This window comes from Chitinophaga deserti, assembly GCF_003149455.1.
Classification (GTDB): Bacteria; Bacteroidota; Bacteroidia; order Chitinophagales; family Chitinophagaceae; genus Chitinophaga; species Chitinophaga deserti.
Genome location: NZ_QFFK01000007.1, coordinates 360275 through 382558 on the forward strand (window position 1 = coordinate 360275; position 22284 = coordinate 382558).

Annotated in this window: 7 protein-coding genes; 6 read left to right on the forward strand and 1 reads right to left on the reverse strand. The window is 49.0% G+C overall.

From position 1 onward, the window contains the following. The first annotated feature begins 141 nt into the window (after nt 1-141). Nucleotides 142-14322: an Ig-like domain-containing protein gene (locus tag DEV76_RS18080; RefSeq protein WP_109699322.1), complete on the forward strand. Its 14181-nt coding sequence runs from the start codon at nt 142-144 to the stop codon at nt 14320-14322. 73 nt (nt 14323-14395) lie between these two features. On the opposite strand, the gene DEV76_RS18085 is transcribed toward DEV76_RS18080, so the two are convergent. Continuing rightward, entirely contained in the window at nt 14396-15385 is a 990-nt protein-coding gene (locus tag DEV76_RS18085; RefSeq protein WP_109699323.1) for an alpha/beta hydrolase, read from the reverse strand. Between the two features lie 243 nt (nt 15386-15628). On the opposite strand from DEV76_RS18085, the gene DEV76_RS18090 reads away from it, so the two are divergent. From DEV76_RS18090 to DEV76_RS18110, 5 genes are all read left to right on the forward strand, one after another. Beyond that, a complete protein-coding gene (locus tag DEV76_RS18090; protein ID WP_157962968.1) occupies nt 15629-17257 on the forward strand; it encodes a hypothetical protein in 1629 nt (542 codons plus the stop codon). A 328-nt stretch (nt 17258-17585) separates the two neighbouring features. Further along, nucleotides 17586-17855: a hypothetical protein gene (locus DEV76_RS18095; protein WP_109699325.1), complete on the forward strand. Its 270-nt coding sequence runs from the start codon at nt 17586-17588 to the stop codon at nt 17853-17855. A gap of 70 nt (nt 17856-17925) precedes the next feature. Then, nucleotides 17926-20430, forward strand: coding sequence for an excinuclease ABC subunit UvrA (uvrA, locus tag DEV76_RS18100; RefSeq protein ID WP_109699326.1), 2505 nt, complete (start codon nt 17926-17928; stop codon nt 20428-20430). A gap of 198 nt (nt 20431-20628) precedes the next feature. Next, nucleotides 20629-21027, forward strand: a complete 399-nt coding sequence (locus DEV76_RS18105; protein ID WP_157962969.1) for a hypothetical protein — start codon at nt 20629-20631, stop codon at nt 21025-21027. Between the two features lie 123 nt (nt 21028-21150). Next, nucleotides 21151-22263: an efflux RND transporter periplasmic adaptor subunit gene (locus DEV76_RS18110; protein ID WP_232826983.1), complete on the forward strand. Its 1113-nt coding sequence runs from the start codon at nt 21151-21153 to the stop codon at nt 22261-22263. The last annotated feature ends 21 nt before the right edge of the window (nt 22264-22284 follow it).

Below are 22284 nucleotides of genomic sequence, written 5' to 3' on the forward strand. Positions count from 1 at the left end.
CCCTGGAATCACCTGTACCTATGAGTGCATCCCGCGTTGGTATTTAAGGGTTTGAGACAGTAACGTGCAGCTATCGCCCCAGCATTCCTTATTGCCGTCAGGCGCCTGTTGTTCGATTTCCACCATCGGAATCCAATTTGCATGCTTAGATTTTTACGCTCCCTTACCTTTCTTTGGCTCTTATTATTACAGTTTGTCAGTATAACCGCCAGATCCCAGGACCTCCTCACATTCAACAGTCCGTTTACAGGGACCATAGAGGATATTGTCCATGGATATTCCATTTTTACGGGCAGTTCATTACAGGCAACCAGCAATAACGGTGTGGCATTCGATTTCGCATCGGCCTTCAGTTATCGCGACCAGCCGAATGGCAAAGGCATACTTACCCAGCAGCATAACGGGGGCTTTAGCTTTAGCCGTGCATTGGGTTTCTGGTATACCGAAACCGCCGGTGACAAGGTTATCTTTTCCAGGGCAGACGGGAAGAATTTCACGTTTACCTCGGTTATGATAGGTGTGGTGGCTCCCATAAATCCCAAAATGGTGATGTTCAGAGGGTATCGTAACGGTGTACTCGTAGCTTCTGAAGCAGTTTCTGTAGGGGTAGGGGGGAGTACTTCACAAACCTATTTCGCGTCTGCGGCAGCCTGGAAGGTTGTTACCCAGGTGGAAGTAGAAAGCCTGAGCGGCACTTTCGGACTGATGTTCGATCAGCTCACGGTAGATGTAGCCCCCGAGCCGCAGTTATCGTTTAATTCGGCAGTAGTGAATCCGCAGCTGCAAATTTATCAGTTTACCGGCACAATCATATCGAATACGGGCCCCGGCATCACGGAAGCCGGGTTTTACTGGACGGATCAGCCATTGCCACAACCTATAACACAAAACACTTTTAAAGCCATCGAAGGAACCAATATTACCGGCGGTTTCGTATCCAGTTCCATATTAATGGCAAAAGGAGCTTCGTACAGATTAGTTTCTTATGTTAAAAACAGTATAGGAACATTTTATTCGGCGGAGCGGATTATCAATATCCCGCTCGATCCTCCTGTTATTACGAGGGTTACTTCCTCACCCACCAAAGAAGAGTACGTTACGTATAATATGGCGTTTCTCAGACCGGTTTCCCTTCCGCAGCTGCCTGCTATGCTGAACCTGGTAACCACAGGCAATATTTCAGGTAATTTCACAACGGCACATAGTATAGGTAACGGTTGGAACGTGACGGTGCAAACTACAGGAGACGAAGGTTCCATTCAACTGGAATTTACCGGAAATAACACGTCTGTTCCTTATACTTCCACTACCAAAGCTGGCAGCCCTGCAATAACTATCGACCGGGTAAAGCCGGTTGTATCGATAACTTCTCCCTCACCTGCCGTATCCATCGGTCCGGATTTCAGTATCAGTTATTCGCTGTCGGAAACCGCCAGTGTAACTTATTCCGTGGATGGTGGTCCGGCAGTTCCAGCTACCAGTCCGTTTACCTATACAGCTCCGGGGCCGGGTTCATATGTTATGACTATCTCGGCTTTGGATGGTGTGGGCAATGCGTCAGTTCCGCAGACACTGAATTTAGCAGTGGTGCAAACCCCCACCGCAGCATTTGTGAGTACGCCTCCTGCAACTACCAATAATACCAACGCTGCTTTTACAGTAAATAGTGATATTCCGGGCAGTACATTTTCTTACGAACTGGACGGTGTGCTACAAAGTGCTACCGGTAACACTTTGTCACTTTCTGGTTTGATGCCGGGTACACATACTTTACTGGTTTTTGCAGAATCAGGTGGAAATAAACAGGCTACAGGTACCGCATTTACCTGGGAAATAGATCAGACAGTTCCCGGCAAACCTGTCATTACCGGCCTGATCAATGATAACGGTTTTTCAAATAGCGATCGGATCACTTCTTCAACTTCCGTAGGTGTTTCAGGAGAATCGGAACCCGGTGCCATCGTAAATATACAATACGACGGTACGTTTGTAGGACAGTCTATTGCGGACGGGAGCGGGGCCTGGAGCTTCCTTTACCCCTTCACGGTTACTGCCGGTAATCATATTTTCAAGGCTACGCAAACTGATAAAGCCGGTAACGTTAGCACTTTCAGTGATGACTTTTCATTTACGGCAGACCTTACCCGCCCAAAGGTTACTTCCATAGCGCAACCCCCGGCAGGAAATCTCAGGCCCGGGTTAAGTATAGAATTCATCGCCACGCTGAGTGAACCGATAGACGGCTATCCCAATAGCTGCTCTATGTTCTATACATACGGCGGCCAGTCTTATGAATTTGAATTTGGGGGCTTCCAGGATGGGAATAAGATTATTTTCCGCTATGTGTTAAAGCCCGGGGAATCCTTCACCAATATGTTCCAGTCGGGGTGGACCTTCAACGGCATTGTTGCAGATCATGGAGATATGACAGATATATCTGGCAATCATGCAGACTTTACCACCGTGCCTGCTCCAGTCGTAACCAATATTATAAATAGTGACCCCGTAGCGCCTGTAGTAACGGGGGATCCTGTTATTACTGATGGGAATTATATATTGAATAGTGAAATACTGATTACCCGTACATTCAGCGAGAATGTTTTTGTTACCGGTAATCCCAGTATCATATTAATCATAGGCTCTGAAGTAGGCAGGGCTAATTATTTTAGTGGCAACGGAACAAGTACGCTCACCTTTAAGTATGCAGTACCCGCGGATGTGGAAGGAGTAGTAGAGGCGTATAAGTCCTTATCCATGGCGGGTGCCACTATCAAAGATGCGGCCGGAAACAATGCAACCGGCCTTTCGGCTGGAGGATCAGTTATCAATTCCAATGCTATTGTAGATTCAAAAGCACCCCGTTATTCAGGTACTGCTGTAATTACTCCGTATGTTACCGGAGGGCAGGAGGTGCAGTTGGATATCTCATTCAATGAAAATGTATTTGTTACTTCACCCCCGGTTCCATACATCCAGGGGATGGTAGGAGGAGTAGCCAGACAATTCGATTATGCATTTGCGAATGGCAAAAAGTTGCGTTTCAAATGGACCGTTCCTGCGGATGTGGAAGATCATGATGGTATCGAGCTTTCTGATGCGATACAGGGTGCTGGTTTAATAATAACTGACGGGCTCGGAAATCCTGCCGTACTTGATTTAGGAGATTCTATCCGGATCACTTCAGGATTGATTATTGACTCTAAAGCACCTGTAATCACTGAAATAGTGCAACCTGATGCAGGGTTCTACAGATCCGGTGCCGTATTGGTTTATACGGTTAAGTTTAGTGAAATTGTATTAGTTGGTTCCGCCTATCCAAAACTTCATGTGAATATTGGAGGCACACCACATATTTTAAATTATTGGAACGGCGATGGTACGAAAGAATTGAAATTCAAGTTAGGAGTTCAACCTGGCATGAATGAGCCTGTGGGAGTACTGATAAGTGCTTTTGCTCCCGGTACCCTTACTGATTTCTATGGTAATGCCTTTAACGGAACAGTAATTCCAATTCCTGCTATCAGCGGTATTGTCATCGATAATACTGCGCCGTTAGCTACTTCATTTACAAGTACTTCCGGTAATTACAAGTTGGGTGATGTGATTTCTTTTGAAATCGGGTATAACGAAGAAATGGTGGCATTTGGCTCCAATCTGGCACTGGAAGTAGGGATCGGCTCCCGTACAGAATATTTGCCATTAACACTCAGCGCAGACAAACTTTCTCTCCGTGCTTCCTATACCGTTGCTGCGGGAGATGAGGATCTGGATGGTATATTTATTATCCGTCAGATTCGTTCCCGGGATGGCACCAGTCACCTGAAAGACAGGGCAGGCAACGTATTCTCACTAGCCTTCCCCGGAACTTTATATAACATTAATGTAGATGGTAATGCACCGCAGGTACTGGGCCACCAGATTTTGGGTGATTACTATAAACCCGGAGACGTACTGAAGGTAAATGTCACATTCAACAAACAGGTGTCCGTTACCAGTGGTGTACCTGAACTGGATATTGTGACAGGAGCTACTGTGCTTACGCTGCATTATACAGGGCAGCCAGGATCTTCTGTACTGACGTATGAGCTGACTATTCCTGCCGGTGTGCCTTGCGGAAGAATCGATGGAATACAATTCTCTACACTCACCCGTAGTGGTGTTATCTCTGATAATTTCGGGAATGTACTCACATCAGCCGCCAACTTTACGATGGTTGATAATCATTACTTCGACAATTGTGCACCGGTCATAACTAATACCCTCAATTTCTCCGTTAATGAAAAGTCTGCCGCCGGTACGTTTGTAGGTCAGCCTGTAGCCACAGAATCACCGGATGCGTCAAGAACTTTGACCTGGGAAATATCCGGTCAAATAGATCTTGGCGGGCATGGGATATTTCCCCTGGCGATTAATACCGCCACAGGGGAAATTACCGTGAAAGACCCTGATGGCTTCAGATTCGCTGTACAGCCTGTAGTTACCGCACTGGTTCGGGTATACGACGGTGCCAACTGGAGTAATTCCCATACGGTAACCGTGACTGTACTCGATGTAAACGAAGCCCCATCCAATATCACCATTTCCAATACTACCATCAATGAGGTTGAGCATATCGGTGCCACGGTTGGCGCACTCAGTTCTACGGATGATGATGCTGGTGAAACATTCACCTATTCTCTCGTAGCAGGTACCGGTTCTGCCGACAACAATTCATTTGCAATTGCCGGCAACAGCCTCATAACAAATACGATCTTAAACAGATATACTAAAGCCAGCTACGCCATTCGTGTACGTACTACCGACTCTGATGGCCTGTACTTCGAAAAGGCTTTTACCATTAACGTTACTGACACTTCGCGCCCGAGAATTAACTGGGAGTCTCTGGTGGATGGCAGCAGTAAGAATGCAGCATTTGATGTTGTGCTGGTTAGTACTGAACCGCTGTTAGGGTTAAGCGTAAGTGATTTCAACATATTAAACACAACAGTCAGCAATCTGGTGAATTTAGGTTCAAACCGTTATCAGATAACACTGACACCAACATTGGACGGCGTATATACCATTTCATTACCCGATAACGTAGCGCAGGATAATGCAGGAAATCAGAATATTGGTTCCGGTAACCGGACGTTCTACTACGACACCCAACGTCCTACAGTTATAATGTCAGGACTGACTGCTTCACCTGCCAATGTTCCGATACAGTTCGACCTTATCTTTTCAGAAAAGGTAAGCGGCCTGAGTGAAGTGGGGATGCTGGTATTTAATGGTAATACTGTTATCACTACTACTGATCAGCAGCATTATTCGGTAACTATTACCCCCATTGCTAATGGAGCAGTAACCTGGGGCCTCTATAATGATATTGCCAGAGACGCTGCGGGTAATGGTAGTGTTGGATTGGGTAATTATACCGTGGTTTATGACAACACCCGTCCTACTGCTACACTGTCTGCTATTCCCGCAGGGCCTAATGTTAATGGCAATGTGAATATCACGGTAGATGTATCAGAACTAAATCTAACCTTACTGGCTTCTCACTTCGTGCCTGTTAACGCCACGATAAGCGGGTTTTCGCAGGTTTCCAGTACCATATACCAGTTTACACTGGTGCCCGGCAGTGAGGGAGCATGCTCTGTTCAGTTGGCCGAAAACAGCTTCAAAGATGCTGCCGGTAACTGGAACACTGCCTCAAACAAGATCGACTTAAACTTTGATGTTACACCGCCGACCGCAACAATGACGACTTCGGCGCCTGCCAATACCAATGTATCTCCGATTCCTGTAACGCTGACTTTCTCTGAGAAGATGTCGGGCCTAAATCCTGCTGTATTCAATACCGCCGCATCTGGCACCATTCATAACCTGACAACTACTGATAACATCACGTGGACTTTCGATCTATTGCCATCAGCACCGGGCGATGCCGTTGTAGTTTTGCCGGCTGGTTATGTAACTGATCTTGCGGGCAACTTAAATACTGGTATTAATGAGGTGAGAGTCAAATATGACCCGACTGCTCCATCGCCGATATTCTATACCTCATCTTCCGGAGGAATCAATCAGCCAGTGTATGTAAGGGTAATGTTCATGGAGGAAGTAACTGGATTTACTGAAACTGATCTTGCATTGACCAATTGTACGGTATCAGACTGGGTGGTGGAAGATTCGCGGAATTATACATTCACCATTAACGGCACACCTGACACACAAGGGGATATGTCGGTTGCATTGCCTCAGAATATACTTACCGATCTGGCTGGTAATGGTAACATTGCCGGCAATATTACTGTAGCATATGACCGGAAGGGCCCGGTGGTTTCCATGACAAATCTTGCAGCAGGAGTAGTAACAGGTCCATTCCAGGTGCGGGTTTCTGTAGGTGAAACACCATATGGATTTGCAGCAGCAAACATGCTGATAATAAATGGTTCTGTTACCAGCTTTGCACCAGATGGAGTTAATTCATTCCTGATCACTGTTACACCTGACCAGGACGGTGATGTTTATGTAGCATTGCCGGTTAATGCCATCCTGGATGCCACAGGTAATGGTAATACTCCTATAGACTTCACAGTGCCTTACGACTTGAACCCTCCAACGCCAACCATTCATACCCATTACAGTTCACCTTTCAACGGTGATTTCGATGGCAGTGTGATATTCAGTGAAAGAGTATCTGGCTTTGTACAGAATGAACTGCTTATTACGAATGGTACTATTTCTAATTGGGCAACTACAGACAATATCGCTTATACCTTCACAGTAACACCGCTCAGTGAAGGAACCGTTACATTAAATGTGAATGCAGATGTAGCGGTGGATCGTGTGAACAGGAACAACCTGGCGGCTGCGCCCTTAAGTGTACAAATTGATAAAACTCCTCCTACAGTCCAGCTGGTTTCCAGTACACCAAATCCTACCAATAGCTCCATATCCTTGACGGCTACCTTCTCGGAAGCTGTATATGGCTTTACTGATGCAGATGTCGTAATTTCCAATGGCACCATCGGTAATTTCCATACAAACGATGGTATTGTATATACGTTTAATGTGGTACCAGCCGGAGAAGGTAACATTACTGTTACATTACACCCCGGTGCAGGGCGCGACAGGGCTGGCAATGCCAACACGCTGGCGATGTTGACTATTGTGTATGATATTACACCACCTGATGCCGTTATCACTTCCTCTGCTACCTCACCCACCAGTGCGGCAATACCTTTCACGGTAACCTTCACCGAAAAGGTGCTTAACTTCGTGCAAACCGATCTGCAGGTGACAAATGGCAACATTACCGGGTTCACCACTACCGATAACATCACCTGGGATGTTACAGTAGCGCCTGTTGCTGATGGGCCTGTTACGGTTGGAATGCTTTCTGGCATAGCAAACGATGAAGCTGGTAATCTTAATAATGCAGCAACAGATATTATCGTAACATATGATGGCAGTGTACCGGGTGTTACACTCAGCACTACATCTCCGGCTATTGCTAATACCGCCATTACATTAACTGCCACCTTTACGGAGGCGGTAACAAGTTTCCCGCTTACCGACTTCGTGGTGGTAAATGGCCAGGTAAATACACTCGTGCAGGTTTCACCCAATAAATGGACATTTACTTTAACCCCGGTTGGTAATGATATAGATGTATCCGTTTATCTCCCTGCCGGTAAAGCATTCGATGGGGCAGGGAACGGAAATGCCTTGTCAAATACGCTTACTTACCACTATGACGCCACAGCGCCGGCTGTACTTACCAGTACTACCGCCGGCTCAAATGTAAAAGCGCCTTTCGAAATTACTGTTCAGTTCAGTGAACCGGTTTCCGGGTTTACAGCATCAGATATTGTGCTTGATAACGGAACGGTTACTTCGTTCACAATTTCCGGCACTAATAAATGGACGATAACTGTTACGCCGGTTAGGGATGATGCTGTAAATGTGCAGTTCCCGGCCAATATGGCAACGGATGCCGCAGGCAATGGAAATACGGCTGGTGGAACAATGACTTTCCACTATGATGCTACGGCTCCTGGTGTAACGCTTTCCACTTCAGCAGCTTCTCCCGTAAATGGTGCATTTACTGTAACGGCAACATTTACCGAACCCGTATCTGATGTTATACTGAGTGATGTAAATGTGTCAAACGGTACCAAATCAGGGTTCACTGTTCTTGATGCATCTACCTATACCTTTATCATAACACCAACTGCCGGTGCTGTAAGCATCAGCCTGCCAGCAGGAGCAGGAACGGATCTTAGCGGTAATGGCAATACTGCTTCCAATACACTGGCACTCCAATACGACGGCAACCAGCCTACAGTTGTCATTACAACAACGGCTGCATCTCCTACTAATGGAGGTATCCCCGTTACTGTAACATTCAGTGAAGCCGTGACCGGTTTCGCAGCAGGGGATATCACCGTAACAAATGGTAATGTAACCGGACTGACAACCAGCGATCTCATCACCTGGAACTTCATGGTTATACCTGCCACCAGTGGACAGGTGACGGTTAATATCGCGGCCAATGTAGCGGCCGATGGTGCTGGTAATGGTAATGCCGCCGCAGCACAGCTGGCTGTAGTATATGATATTATTCAGCCGGATGTTACGATAACTACAACGGCTCCCGCATTCACGAATGCACCTGTCCCGGTAACGGTAACCTTCACTGAAACGGTGAATGGATTCGATCAGGGAGATCTGATTATTACTAATGGCAATATTTCCGGCTTCACAACCAGTGATAACAGAGTTTGGAACTTTACGATAACACCAGCCGCAGATGGTTTTGTAACCATCAACGTGGCAGCCGGTATGGCGGCAGACCTTGCTGGTAATGCAAACAATGGGGCTGCAGAGTTGAGTGTTGAGTACGACGCTTCCCGTCCTTCAGTTACACTTGTCTCAAATGTAGCTTCGCCTGTCAATTCATTAATGCCGATAACAGTGACTTTCTCCGAAACAGTAAGCGGCTTCGACGGATCGGATCTTATTATCACTAATGGTACTATCTCCCGCTTTGTGGATATAGATCAGCAATCCTTTATCATCAGGATAACACCAACTGCAGAAGGAGCTGTGACCATATCACTCCCTGCGAATATTGCGACGGATGCCATGGGCAACAGCAATACCGCCGGTAATATGCTGACGCTGGTTTATGACATATCAGCTCCGGCTGCTACTTTTACCACTACCGCAGTATCTCCTGTTGGTACTCCGTTCCCAGTAACCTTAACCTTTACAGAGCCGGTTGCCGGCCTTGATATCTCTGAAATTCAGGTGGGCAACGGTATTGTATCAGCGTTAACCACTACCGATCAGCAAACCTGGACGTTCACGGTAACGCCCGCAGCTGACGGCAGGGTAACTGTTAATCTGCCTGCAGGTGCTGTTCAGGATGCTGCAGGTAATGCAGGTGCTGCAGCTGTAGAGCTTGCACTGGATTATGACGCATCGAAACCGGGAGCAGTTATTTCGACAATTGCAACCTCTCCGGTGAATGCAGCCTTCACAGCAACAGTGACCTTTACTGAAGCAGTAACAGGCTTCACGGCAGGGGATGTGTCCACCACGAATGGTACGATCTCAAATTTAGCTACCAGCGATAATATCACGTACACCTTTACCGTAACGCCTGTTACTTCCGGTAATGTGACTATTAATGTGGCGGCTGATGTGGCGACCGATATTTCAGGTAATGGCAATACAGCTGCTGCTGAACTTGCAGTGGTATATGATGGATTGAGTCCTGTAGTGGTTATTACTACTACGGCAACCTCGCCAGTAAACGCAGCCTTCCCTGTAACGGTAACCTTCTCAGAAGCAGTGGCAGGGTTTGATGTGAGTGATATCAGCATCACGAACGGTATAGTTTCTAACTTCGTTTCCAATAATAGTATCTTCTATTCCTTCACCGTAACGCCTGTTGCTTCCGGCAATGTGACTATCAATGTTGCGGCTGGCGTGGCAAACGATGCTGCAGGGAATGGTAATGCGGCAGCCGGTCAGCTTTCGCTGGTTTATGACAACTCGCTCGTAGGTACGACAATAACTTCTGCGGTAACATCCCCGGTAAACGGGGCGTTCCCTGTAACCGTGACCTTCACGGAAGCCGTAACGGGCTTCATGGCAGGAGAAGTAACAGTAACCAACGGTACAATCTCCAACTTCGCTACCAGCGATAATATTACCTACACCTTTACTGTGACGCCAGTTGCCTCCGGTAATGTAACTATCAATGTGCCAGCTAATGTAGTGACCGGTGGTGCGGGTAATGGTAATGCTGCTGCTGCGGAACTGGCCATTATGTATGACGGCATGAAGCCGGGAACTGTTATTGCTACTGCAGCAACTTCACCGGTAAACGCAGCCTTCCCTGTAACCGTGACCTTCACGGAAGCAGTAACGGGCTTCACGGCAGGAGATGTATCCGTCACTAACGGTACAATCTCCAACTTCGCTACCAGCGATAATATTACGTACTCTTTCACCGTAACGCCCATTGCTAATGGCAATGTGACGATTAATGTAGCCGCTAATGTGGCAAACGATGCAGCGGGTAATGGTAATACTGCGGCCACGGAGCTGGCACTGGCGTATGACGGATTGAATCCTGTAGTTGTCCTTTCGACTACAGCAACATCACCGGTTAATGCAGCCTTCCCTGTAACCGTAACATTCTCAGAAGCAGTTACAGGCTTTGATGTGAGTGATATTACCATCACCAATGGTACTGTCTCCAGCTTCGCAACCAGCAATAATATCATATACACCTTTAGCGTAACGCCTGTTGCTTCCGGCAATGTGACGATCATTGTTTCAGCAGGAGTGGCAAATGATGCTGCAGGTAACAGTAATGCAGCTGCAAATCAACTGTCGCTGAATTACGACGCCTCTCTGGTAGGCACTGCTATTGCCACTACGGTTACTTCACCTGTAAATGCAGCCTTCCCTGTAACTGTGACCTTCACGAAAGCAGTAACAGGCTTCATAGCAGGGGATGTGTCTGTAACCAATGGTACTATCTCGAACTTCGCGACCAGCGATAATATCACCTATACCTTTACCGTAACGCCTGTTACTTCCGGTAATGTGACGATTAATGTCTCGGCCAATGTGGCAACAGATGCAGCGGGTAATGGTAATACAGCTGCCGGGGAGCTGGCGCTGGTGTATGACGGTGTTAAACCGGGTGCTGTTATCACTACTACAGCAACTTCACCGGTAAACACAACCTTCCCTGTAACTGTGACCTTCACGGAAGCAGTAACGGGCTTCACGGCAGGGGATGTGTCTGTAACCAATGGTACTATCTCGAACTTCGCGACCAGCGATAATATTACCTATACCTTTACCGTAACGCCTGTTGCTTCCGGTAATGTGACGATTAATGTCGCAGCCAATGTGGCAACAGATGTAGCGGGCAATGGTAATACAGCTGCTGGGGAACTGGCACTGGTGTATGACGGTGTTAAGCCGGGTGCTGTTATCACTACTACAACAACTTCACCTGTTAATGCAACCTTCCCTGTAACTGTGACCTTCACGAAAGCAGTAACGGGCTTTATAGCAGGGGATGTGTCTGTAACCAACGGTACTATCTCGAACTTCGCTACCAGCGATAATATCACCTATACCTTCACCGTAACGCCTGTTACTTCCGGCAATGTGACGATTAATGTCGCAGCCAATGTGGCAACAGATGTAGCGGGTAATGGTAATGCGGCTGCTACTGAACTGGCACTGGTGTATGACGGTGTTAAACCGGGTGCTGTTATCACTACAACAACAACTTCACCTGTAAACGCAGCCTTCCCTGTAACCGTGACCTTCACGGAAACTGTAACGGACTTCACAGCAGGGGATGTGTCTGTAACCAATGGTACTATCTCGAACTTCGCGACCAGCGATAATATTACCTATACCTTTACCGTAACGCCTGTTACTTCCGGCAATGTGACGATTAATGTCGCAGCCAATGTGGCAACAGATGTAGCGGGCAATGGTAATACAGCTGCCGGGGAACTGGCACTGGTGTATGACGGTGTTAAGCCGGGTGCTGTAATTGCTACTACAACAACTTCACCTGTTAATGCAACCTTCCCTGTAACTGTGACCTTCACGGAAGCAGTAACGGGCTTTGTGGCAGGGGATGTGTCTGTCACCAATGGCACTGCCTCTAACTTTGCTACCAGCGATAATATCACATATACATTTACCGTAACGCCCGTGGCTTCTGGTATTGTGAGCATCAATGTTGCTGCTAACGTGGCAACTGATGTAGCGGGTAATGGTAATACAGCTGCCGGGGAACTGGCAATTGTGTTTGATAATATCCGTCCGGGTGTAGCAATCACCACTACGGCAAGTTCGCCAACCAATGGACCGGTACCCGTGACTGTGACCTTCACGGAAGCGGTAACAGGCTTCGATGCATCAGACTTGAATATCACGAATGGCACCATTTCCAGCTTTACTGCTGTAGATGCGGCGACGTATACCTTTACCGTTACCGCCGCCGCCGATGGCGTCGTGAGGATCAACTTACCTGCCGGTGTGGCCAACGACGCTGCCGGTAACAGTAATACCCCTGCCGTGGAACTGAATTATAGTTACACTGGTACAAAACCTGATGTAACACTCACAGCTACCGGAACAAACGCTGTCAATGCCCCAATTGCCCTGACCATCCGCTTCAGCACAGCGGTAGCCGGTTTCGACGCATCCGATATACAATTGGATAATGCCACCATAAGCGCTCCTGTATCTGCTGATGGCATCACCTGGCAAGCCACGGTAACACCTGTTGCTGAAGGAGCCTTCAGCGTGAGCATCCCGGCCAATGCAGCACAGGGTACCGGCGGTAACGGTAATACCGCATCTAATGTACTTAACAGAGTATACGATGTAACAAGGCCAGCTGCAGCATTGCAGATTACTCCGGCATCCGGCAGCAATTATACTGTAACCGCCACATTTACAGAGGCAGTTACCGGATTAGCAGCAGGAGATATCAATATCACCAATGGAGTGGTATCGAACCTGCAATCTACAGGTGCTAATACTTATACATTTACCATTACAGCACTGGCAGAAGGAAATGTAACTGTGAAGATCCCGGCAAACGCAGCAACAGATGCAGCAGGCAATGGAAATACCGCCAGCGCGGATGCTACTGTATTCCACAGTGCCGGTGCACCATCAGTAACGATTACATCTGCTTCCGCAGCAGTTCTGAATCATGCATTCAATGTAACGTTTACTTTCTCCAAACCAGTAACCGGCTTCACGGCAGGTGATGTGGAAGTAACGAACGGGGCGGTGTTGAACCTGACTGCTGTTACTGACCGCACCTTTACGGCCAGTATCGTTCCGGCAGGAGATGGGGAAGTAACGCTTGTTGTACGCGCGGGTGCTGCGGTAGACCAGGGAGGTAAGGCCAATACTGCATCCAATACCCTCAGCAGGCAGTATGACGGTACCCGTCCTGGTGTAGCAGTAACCACTACGGCAGTATCTCCGGTGAACGGTGCCTTTACAGTTCAGATCCGCTTTACAGAGAAGGTGAATGGCCTCACTAACGGAGGTCTGCAGCTTCAGAATGCTACTGCGGGTGTGATCACCACTACTGACAACATTACCTATACCACTGTAATTCGTCCTACTGGTGGGTTTATTCAGATATCCGTGAAGGAAAGCGCCGTAACAGACGATGCCGGCAACACCAATACGGCTTCCGGAGTACTTACCATGACACTTGACAATGATATGCCGGTAGCAGTGCTGACAGGGCGTAATAACCCTTACGCATTTGGTCCGTTTACAGTAACTGTTAAGTTAAACGAGCCTTCTCCTGATTTTAATCGTACGGTATTCCAACTGGAGAATGCAGAAATCACTGCCTTCCAGCAGATATCAGCTACGCAGTATGCGATAACGGTAGCTCCGAAATTTGCAGGGCCTGCGATGCGTATCTTCATCCCTGTAAACCGTTATTCGGATGTTGCAGGTAACAGGAACCTGGCTTCCAACATACTGTCTTACGAAACACTGCAGTCTTATACGATCGATAATGTATACCCGAACCCGACAAACGGCCGACTGGTTGTGAAATTTGGCGGTGTGATCTATGAGAAAATGAAAATGCAGCTGATCAGTATGAACGGAGATGTAGTGCTGACGAAAGAAGTAGAACCGAACTCAAGTGAAGTGACGATTGACATTCCGGCCTCGGTTCCGGATGGTATGTATCACCTCATGATTATTAACGGTCCGGTTAAACGGCGAAATATTATGCTTATCCGGTAAGCCGGAGAAGTAAATAGAAAGAATAAGCGGTTGCCTAGAAAAGGGCAACCGCTTTTTTTATTCCGGGTCATAATTATAATCCGAGGTAGTATTTAAGCTCCGCTGCGGCATGCAGCACAAGGGATCTGGTTTCCGGGATATGGGCCAGCCCGTTCAGCATGCCCCAGTCGTGGATCACCCCGATGTAGCGGATGGTGGTAACGGTTACACCGGCTTCGGAGAGCTTCCGGCCATAGGCTTCTCCTTCCGAGCGGAGAATGTCATTCTCAGCTACCTGGATGAGGGTGGGCGGGAGTCCTTTCAGTTGTGCTGTACTGGCCTGCAGGGGAGAAGCATGTACTTCCTGCTGCTGCGCCGGGTTGCCGGTATACTGGCCCCACATCCATTTCATGAGGGAAGCGGTGAGGAAACGCTGTTCCCCAAATTTGCGCCAGGATTTAGCTTCAAAGTCTGCATTCGTAACCGGCCACATGAGTATCTGGCATTTCAGGGCAGGACCGCCTTTTTCCTTACACTGGAGGGCCGTAACGGCGCTCATGTTGCCGCCTGCGCTATTACCCACAATTGCCAGATTGCTGCCATTTACCCCTATTTCCTGCCCGTTTTCGGCTACCCATTTGGTAGCTGCATAGATCTCGTTGATGGCCTGAGGGTATGGGGCCTCAGGTGAACGGCTATATTCTACGAAGATGGCCGCCGCTCCGGAATGTACCACGAGGTCGCGGACAAGGCGTTGGTGGGTGGGGAAATCGCCCAGTACCCAGCCTCCGCCATGAATGAACATGAATCCGGGAATAACGGGAGCTGCTCCTTCCGGTTTCACAATGTACAGGAGGATGGAGTGCCCGTCTGCCGTAATGGTTTTCTCAGTCACGGTAATACCCGACAGATCTACCTTCACAGACTTTTGTGCTGTTACGAGTACATTACGGGCATCCGGGATGGGGAGACTTTCTACAGGCGTGCCTCCCGGGGCGTTAAGTGCCCCAAGGAACTGCTTGACTTCAGGCGTCAGATGTGGGTCTACAGAATAGTCCGGAGCGCTTTCATTTTTATGACTCATAAGAAAATTGGTTTGAAATGGTGAGTACGAATGGTGTGCCGGAAAATATAACAGACTGGAATTGAATTGGTTCAGATGGTATATATAGAAAGTAGAAGTCCTGACCCCGAGAGCTCGTGGTGCCAACCTGTAAATCAGCGAAATACCGTGGCCCTCACATAAAAGTTACCCTGAATTTGGAATTGCCTGATTATCTTTGCGGGCCGTTACCCGAAATGTATATTCAAATAATCCCTTACCAATATGAGAAGTTTCATTACCAGTTTGTTATTACTGGTTCAAATGGCAGCTTTAGCCCAATTCAAAGAAATAGCAGCAGGTAAATCTTTCCAGGAGCCCGAAGATGGTTTCGCCCGCATCATCCAGATGAAAAACGGTTATACCGTACTGGCGGTGATCGATCTGAAGAAAGGAATCGATATTAAAATCTATGATGAAAAGCACAAGCAAAAAATCGCCAAAAACATACGTCCCAAATTCGGAAGGGTAAAAGCCGGTCAGGTAGAGGCGATGTTTGAAGCGAAAGGAAATGTGGTGATCCTGGTCAATGAAGTACAGGAAAAGGTACCCGTACTCCACCGCCTGGTGATCGACGGACTGAAAGGCAATATCATCAATGAGGAAACCATCGGCCAGCTGAAGAAGCTCAATATGGGACAGGGGTATGCCATGGCCTTCGGTGGTGTGGCTCCTCCCGACTTCTATGCCCAGAAAGATCCTAACAGCGACCAGTATGCCGTAGCCATGTTCAATTCCTTCGAAAGCGACCGCAGTAAGCGCGTGGAGCTGGTGATGTACGATGGCGATAACAAAGAAATTGCACGTGCTTTTTACAAATCGCCTGAGGAAAAGTACAAATACATCAATTATATGGATATGGCTTTCGTAGGCTCTACGGTGTATTGCCTCGGTTATGCACGTAATACCCGTGCCAGCGGCGGTAAGGAGAATACGGTAATCATGGCCGAACTGAAAGCCGGAGATACCGACGTAAAGCTGACGGAACTGAAGTTTACCCACGATCAGGATCTGAAGAAAGGCATGCTCAGGTACAATGCTGCTAACAATAAGATCATGCTGCTGGCTTTTGCGCCTTATAAGAACAGCAACGGTCAGGGAGAGCTCTGGCTCTTTCATATGGACCCGCTGAAATTAGACACCAAAAAGCATGATGAGATTTCTCCCATGGCCATCCAGAAGAAAGCTTCTGAGGTTTTTGGACGCAGGGAGAAGTTTACAGGTACGCCGGTAAATATGTTCGTGTACAAAGATGGCAGCTATACCGTTGCCCTAGAGGAGATCAGACAGGTAACACATTCTTCCACGCCTTCCAGTTTCGGCGGTACAGGAAATACCGGGGCCAGTACTACCTACAGCCGGACGTACACCATTGTAGAACACCTCGGCCTGATGCATTATGATGCCGGCAGTAAACTGGTGAACAGCTGGTACCTGCCCAAGGATCACTATATGTGGTCTGCCCATCCTCCAACCTTCTACCACCGCCAGCGCGAAGGCCGTGCCGTGTTGCTGAACGATGGCGACCAGTATAAGACATTCACGCTCGTGCGCTCCAAAGGAAAGGAATACGTATTGTACAACGATGTGGAGGAAAACGACAAGCGTATCGAGAAAGGTAAAGACCCCCAGCAGGTGAAAGGCCTCAAAGCCTGTGACGCTTTCTACTTCCCGCTGGAGAAAGAAATGATCCCTGCCAGAACGTTCCTGTTCGGGGAAGGAGAGGGCCGTAAAGATCATCGCCTCGCACTGTTGCCCATTTCAGATTTCAATGAAGATCAGAACATATTCGTAACCCTGCGGCTGGATATACATCAGGCTAAACAGGTACACCTCGTGTGGATGGAACTCTAACTGCTTCCACAATTTGCCCGGCAAGAGGAATGTCCTTCCTTTTGCCGGGCTTTTTTATGTGAATAACTCATGAAACGTAATGTGGTAAAGGGTTATGGCGCGGTGGAAAAATTTAACATTGAAATCCCTGAAAGACTATGAATTGCTGAAAACTTTATCTATTTTTATTATAGCAGCGCAACAGTGTGGACAAATTTTCACAGCTGCCGCTACTGATGCTATGTCCTTTGTATAAAAGTTAACCGGTTAATTTTCAAAGTTTTAAATATTCACCCCAACATTCAGGCCTACTATTTGTTAATTATAGTACAATACAACGCTGAACCATATGATACACGAGCAGTATACCATCATCCGCAACCTTATATGGGAAAACAAAATCACAACGTATCAGGAATTATACCTGGCAGTTCCGCTCCATGAGCTTAGCCGCGATACGCATATTTCAGAATCGCAGCTGCGCGAATGGTTCACAGACATTGGCAGTGTTTCCGTGGAAGACGTGAAGCAGTTATCCGAACTGCTGGAAATCCCGGAATACCGCATGATGCGGATTATCGTAGCCACACAGCGATTACAGAACGCACAATTGAATTAGTCAGCATATTAATAAACGGGCCGGGGCATTCTCCCGGCCCGTTTGTATTTTTGCCGGGAATTCACCGAATATGACCCATCATACACCCAAACCCGGATTTGTGACCGTCCGCGGCGCAAGAGAGCACAATCTGAAGAATGTAGACCTCGAAATACCGAGGGATGCGCTCGTGGTTTTCACCGGCGTATCGGGGTCAGGGAAATCATCCCTTGCTTTCGGTACCCTCTATGCAGAAGCCCAGCGCCGTTACCTCGAATCAGTTTCCCCATACGCCAGGCGCCTCTTTCACCAGTTATCCGTCCCCGATGTGGATGAAATAGACGGTCTCCCGCCCGCAGTAGCCCTCCAGCAACAAAGGGGAGCACCCACCACCCGGTCGTCAGTAGCCAGTGTTACCACCCTCGGGAACCTCCTGCGTATGCTCTATTCCCGTGCGGGGCATTACCCCCGCAACCAACCCATCATTCACGCAGAAGCTTTTTCACCCAACACTCCGGAAGGCGCATGCCCCCAATGCCACGGCATGGGCATGATATACGACGCCACGGAAGCTTCCATGGTACCCGATCCCACACTCACCATCCGGGAGCGTGCTATTGCCGCCTGGCCGCAGGCATGGTACGGCCAGAACCTCCGCGACATCCTCGTAACCCTGGGTTATGATGTAGACAAGCCCTGGAAAGACCTCCCGAAGAAAGTACGCGACTGGATTCTCTTCACCGAAGAACAACCCACCGCGCCGGTATACGCAGGCTTTACGCCTGAAGAAACAAAGCAGGCACTGAAGCGGAAGGAAGAACCCAGCTATATGGGTACTTTCAGCGGTGCACGCCGTTACCTGCTGCATACCTTCTCCCATACGCAAAGCGCCATGATGAAAAAGCGCGTTCAGCAATATATGGTGAGCGCCCATTGCCCGCTTTGCAAGGGGAAACGCCTCCGTAAAGAATCGCTGTCGGTGAAGTTCGCCGGACTGGACATTGCAGAAATGGCGCATCAGTCGCTGGAGCAAATGGCGGACACACTGCGCCCTTTCGCCACACAGCAGCAGGAAACAGATCCCGGCCACCCGGAACGCAATATCGTGGCACAACGCATTACCGCAGATATCTGCGCCCGCTTGCAGGTACTGCTGGACCTGGGCCTCGGTTACCTCACGCCCGACCGCAGCACGCCTACACTCTCTCCCGGTGAGCTGCAACGCCTCCGCCTTGCCACGCAGGTACGGAGCAATCTCTTTGGAGTAGTATATGTACTGGATGAACCCTCTGCCGGACTGCACCCTGCAGACACGGAAGCGCTCCTCCGTGCCCTCAAGGGATTGAAAGCCGCCGGGAACACCTTATTTGTAGTGGAACATGAAACGGATGTGATCCGGGAAGCCGACTGGATTGTGGATGTGGGGCCGGCTGCAGGTACCCATGGCGGGGAAATCCTGTACAGCGGTACTCCCGATGGACTGAAAACGGTGGAAAGCTCCGTAACCCGGCATTACCTATTCGGCCGCCAGTTTATCCCCGCGCGGCCACAGCGTACCCCGGAACGCTGGCTGCAACTGAAAGGTATTACACGTAACAACCTGCACGGGCTGGATGCCTCCTTCCCGTTGGGAGTCCTCACAGCAGTGACGGGCATTTCAGGCTCGGGTAAATCCAGTCTCGTGAGCCAGGCGCTTGTAGAACTGGTAGCCGGCGCTCTGGGGCAGGCTCAGGAAAAGGATAATGAGGATATACCGGAAACGGCTGCACCGCTCGACGGTTATATTGCCGCAGGAATGGAAAGCATCACCCGGCTGGTGCAGGTGAATCAGGCTCCTATAGGCCGTACCCCACGTTCCAACCTCGCTACCTATACCGGATTATTCGATCACGTGAGGAAGATATTCGCGGATACCCCTATGGCCCGGAGCCGCAAGTACGATGCCGGCCGCTTTTCATTCAACGTGGCGAAAGGAAGATGCAAGACCTGCGAAGGGGAAGGGTTTGTAATGGTAGAATTACTTTTCCTTCCAAGTGTGTACTCACCATGCCCCACCTGCCACGGCGCCCGCTACAACGAGAAGACCCTCGAAGTGAAATACCGGGATAAGAACGTAGCAGAAATACTGGGCATGACGGTAGAACAGGCACATGCCTTCTTTGAAGGGGAGGAGGGCGTACAGCGTTCTCTTTCCGTACTGCGCGACGTAGGACTGGGGTACCTGCGGCTGGGGCAACCCGCCACGGAACTCTCGGGCGGTGAAGCGCAGCGAATTAAGCTGGCTACTGAGCTGCAACGCACCGGCCGCGGCAATACCTTATATGTGCTGGATGAACCCACTACGGGGCTGCACCCTTCCGATGTAGATAAGCTCGTACTGCAGCTGGAACGGCTCGTGGCAGCAGGGAATACGGTAATCGTGGTGGAGCATGATATGCGTGTAATAGCCGGGAGCGATTGGGTGATTGATATGGGGCCGGGAGCGGGCGGTAAAGGAGGGAACATTGTAGCAGAAGGGCCTCCGGCGAAAGTCGCTAAAGCGAAATCCGGTAAAACCGCGCCTTATCTTTCCGCATTCATATCCTCCATGCACTAATACCGGATTATTTCCGCTGATGAAAATCATTTTCTGCAGCAGGCCTTATATGATTGGGCTGAAACCCGCTGCAGGAGATGACTTCAAACATATGGCCCTTTTAACTTTTTGTTAAATGGCTGACCGCTGGTCCTCATTTAGTAGGAATATTTATTGTGTTGCCTATTTTTGCAGTTGGATGAATTGCATCGCTTACACATGAGGACCAACAGACAAATATTGTTTTTACTGTTTCTTGTTTGTATCCAGCATCTGGCGGGTTTCGCCATGCAGGCACATGCCGGCATGCCACCTGTCGATGATGCGGAGATGATCCGGATTGATCTGCAACCCGGTGTGGAACTGCCTCCCGTCTTCCTTTCCAATCCTGCGGAAGATGAAGATGCCAGTATCCGTGCCAAGCAATCGCGCCGCCGCGGAAGGTTTTATATCAGCGCTCCTGCCAAACAATTCAACTTCACTCCGCAGGTAGCGCCCGATCATTCAGACAGGATTTTCCGGCCGGAAACAGAAGAAAAGAAGACAGGCGTGTATCTTCAGCAAGACGCTTTTCTGCCGGCCTATTACCAGTTCCTCTTCAGGTTTACCCTGTTCTGACCCCATCTCTCCCTGACTTTATTTCATTGATCACTCGCCTTAAACAGGCGTTCAGTTCTGCATTTTTATCATTGCGGCCGGGAACTATTGTTTCCCCGGCCCAGTAAATCTTTTTTACCTATTATGCACCAGATAACAGGAGGCATTGCTATTGCTATGTTAGCCGCAACACTTGGCGGCTGTGTTACGAAAGGAGAATCCGTGAACCAGAATAACGATCTCCAGTCTTTTCCCATACTCAAACTCGAGAAAACCGATACCGTGCTGTACCGCCATTACGTGGCCGATATCCAGGCAGTACGCAATGTGGAAGTAAGAGCCCGCATCAACGGTTTCATTAACAAGATACATATCGATGAAGGCCAGCAGGTAAAGAAAGGGCAGCTGCTCTTTAGTCTTAACGACGAAGAGCACCGTGCCGAACTGGCCCGGGCAAAAGCCGCGCTTTCCAGCGCTATCGCTGAAGCGAAAGGGGCCAGCCTGGAGGCCGACAGGATAAAACTGCTCGTGGAGAAGAAAGTGATTTCTGCTACCGAGCTGGAAGTGGCGCAGGCCAAGCTGGCTGCTTTCAATGCTAAAATAGACGAAGCCCGCTCTGCCGAGTTCAATGCATCCACCCAGTTATCCTACACCAGCATCCGTGCGCCTTTCGACGGGTTCATTGACCGTATTCCCCTGAAGGCCGGCAGCTTCGTGAGCGAGGGCAACCTGCTCACTTCCGTGTCAGACATTCATGAAGTATACGCCTACTTCAACGTATCAGAAACCGAATATCTCGAATACATCAAAAGCGGGAGAGATGCACGGCGGAGTGTGGAGCTCGAGCTGGCAGACGGGTCTGCATATCATCACGATGGCAAAGTAGAAACGGTGGAAAGCGAGTTCGAAGAGAACACCGGTTCCATCGCTTTCAGGGCAAGGTTCCCTAACCCGCAGCAGGTGCTCAAACACGGCGCCAGTGGTAAGGTAACGCTCACTAACCGGATAGACAGCTGCCTGCTGCTGCCGCAGAAAGCCGTGTTTGAAATGCAGGACAAGAACTATGTATACGTGCTGGATTCGAACAACCATGTGAAGATGCGCAGCTTTGAGCCAGGCGCAAGGATCTCACATTCCTATCTCGTACAGTCGGGCCTGAAGCCCGGGGAACGCATCGTTTATGAAGGCGTGCGGAACCTGCGCGACGGGATGAAGATCAGCCCGAAGCTAGTGCAGGAGGGCCGTCAGGCATTGTAAGACAGAAACGCTTCGTAACCA

What these genes read in the sequence shown, in the direction of transcription:
- DEV76_RS18110 (WP_232826983.1), top strand. Translation starts at nt 21,151, where the DNA reads ATGCACCAGATAACAGGAGGCATTGCTATTGCTATGTTAGCCGCAACA.
- DEV76_RS18080 (WP_109699322.1), top strand. Translation starts at nt 142, where the DNA reads ATGCTTAGATTTTTACGCTCCCTTACCTTTCTTTGGCTCTTATTATTA.
- DEV76_RS18105 (WP_157962969.1), top strand. Translation starts at nt 20,629, where the DNA reads ATGAGGACCAACAGACAAATATTGTTTTTACTGTTTCTTGTTTGTATC.
- DEV76_RS18085 (WP_109699323.1), bottom strand. Translation starts at nt 15,385, where the DNA reads ATGAGTCATAAAAATGAAAGCGCTCCGGACTATTCTGTAGACCCACAT.
- uvrA (WP_109699326.1), top strand. Translation starts at nt 17,926, where the DNA reads ATGACCCATCATACACCCAAACCCGGATTTGTGACCGTCCGCGGCGCA.
- DEV76_RS18095 (WP_109699325.1), top strand. Translation starts at nt 17,586, where the DNA reads ATGATACACGAGCAGTATACCATCATCCGCAACCTTATATGGGAAAAC.
- DEV76_RS18090 (WP_157962968.1), top strand. Translation starts at nt 15,629, where the DNA reads ATGAGAAGTTTCATTACCAGTTTGTTATTACTGGTTCAAATGGCAGCT.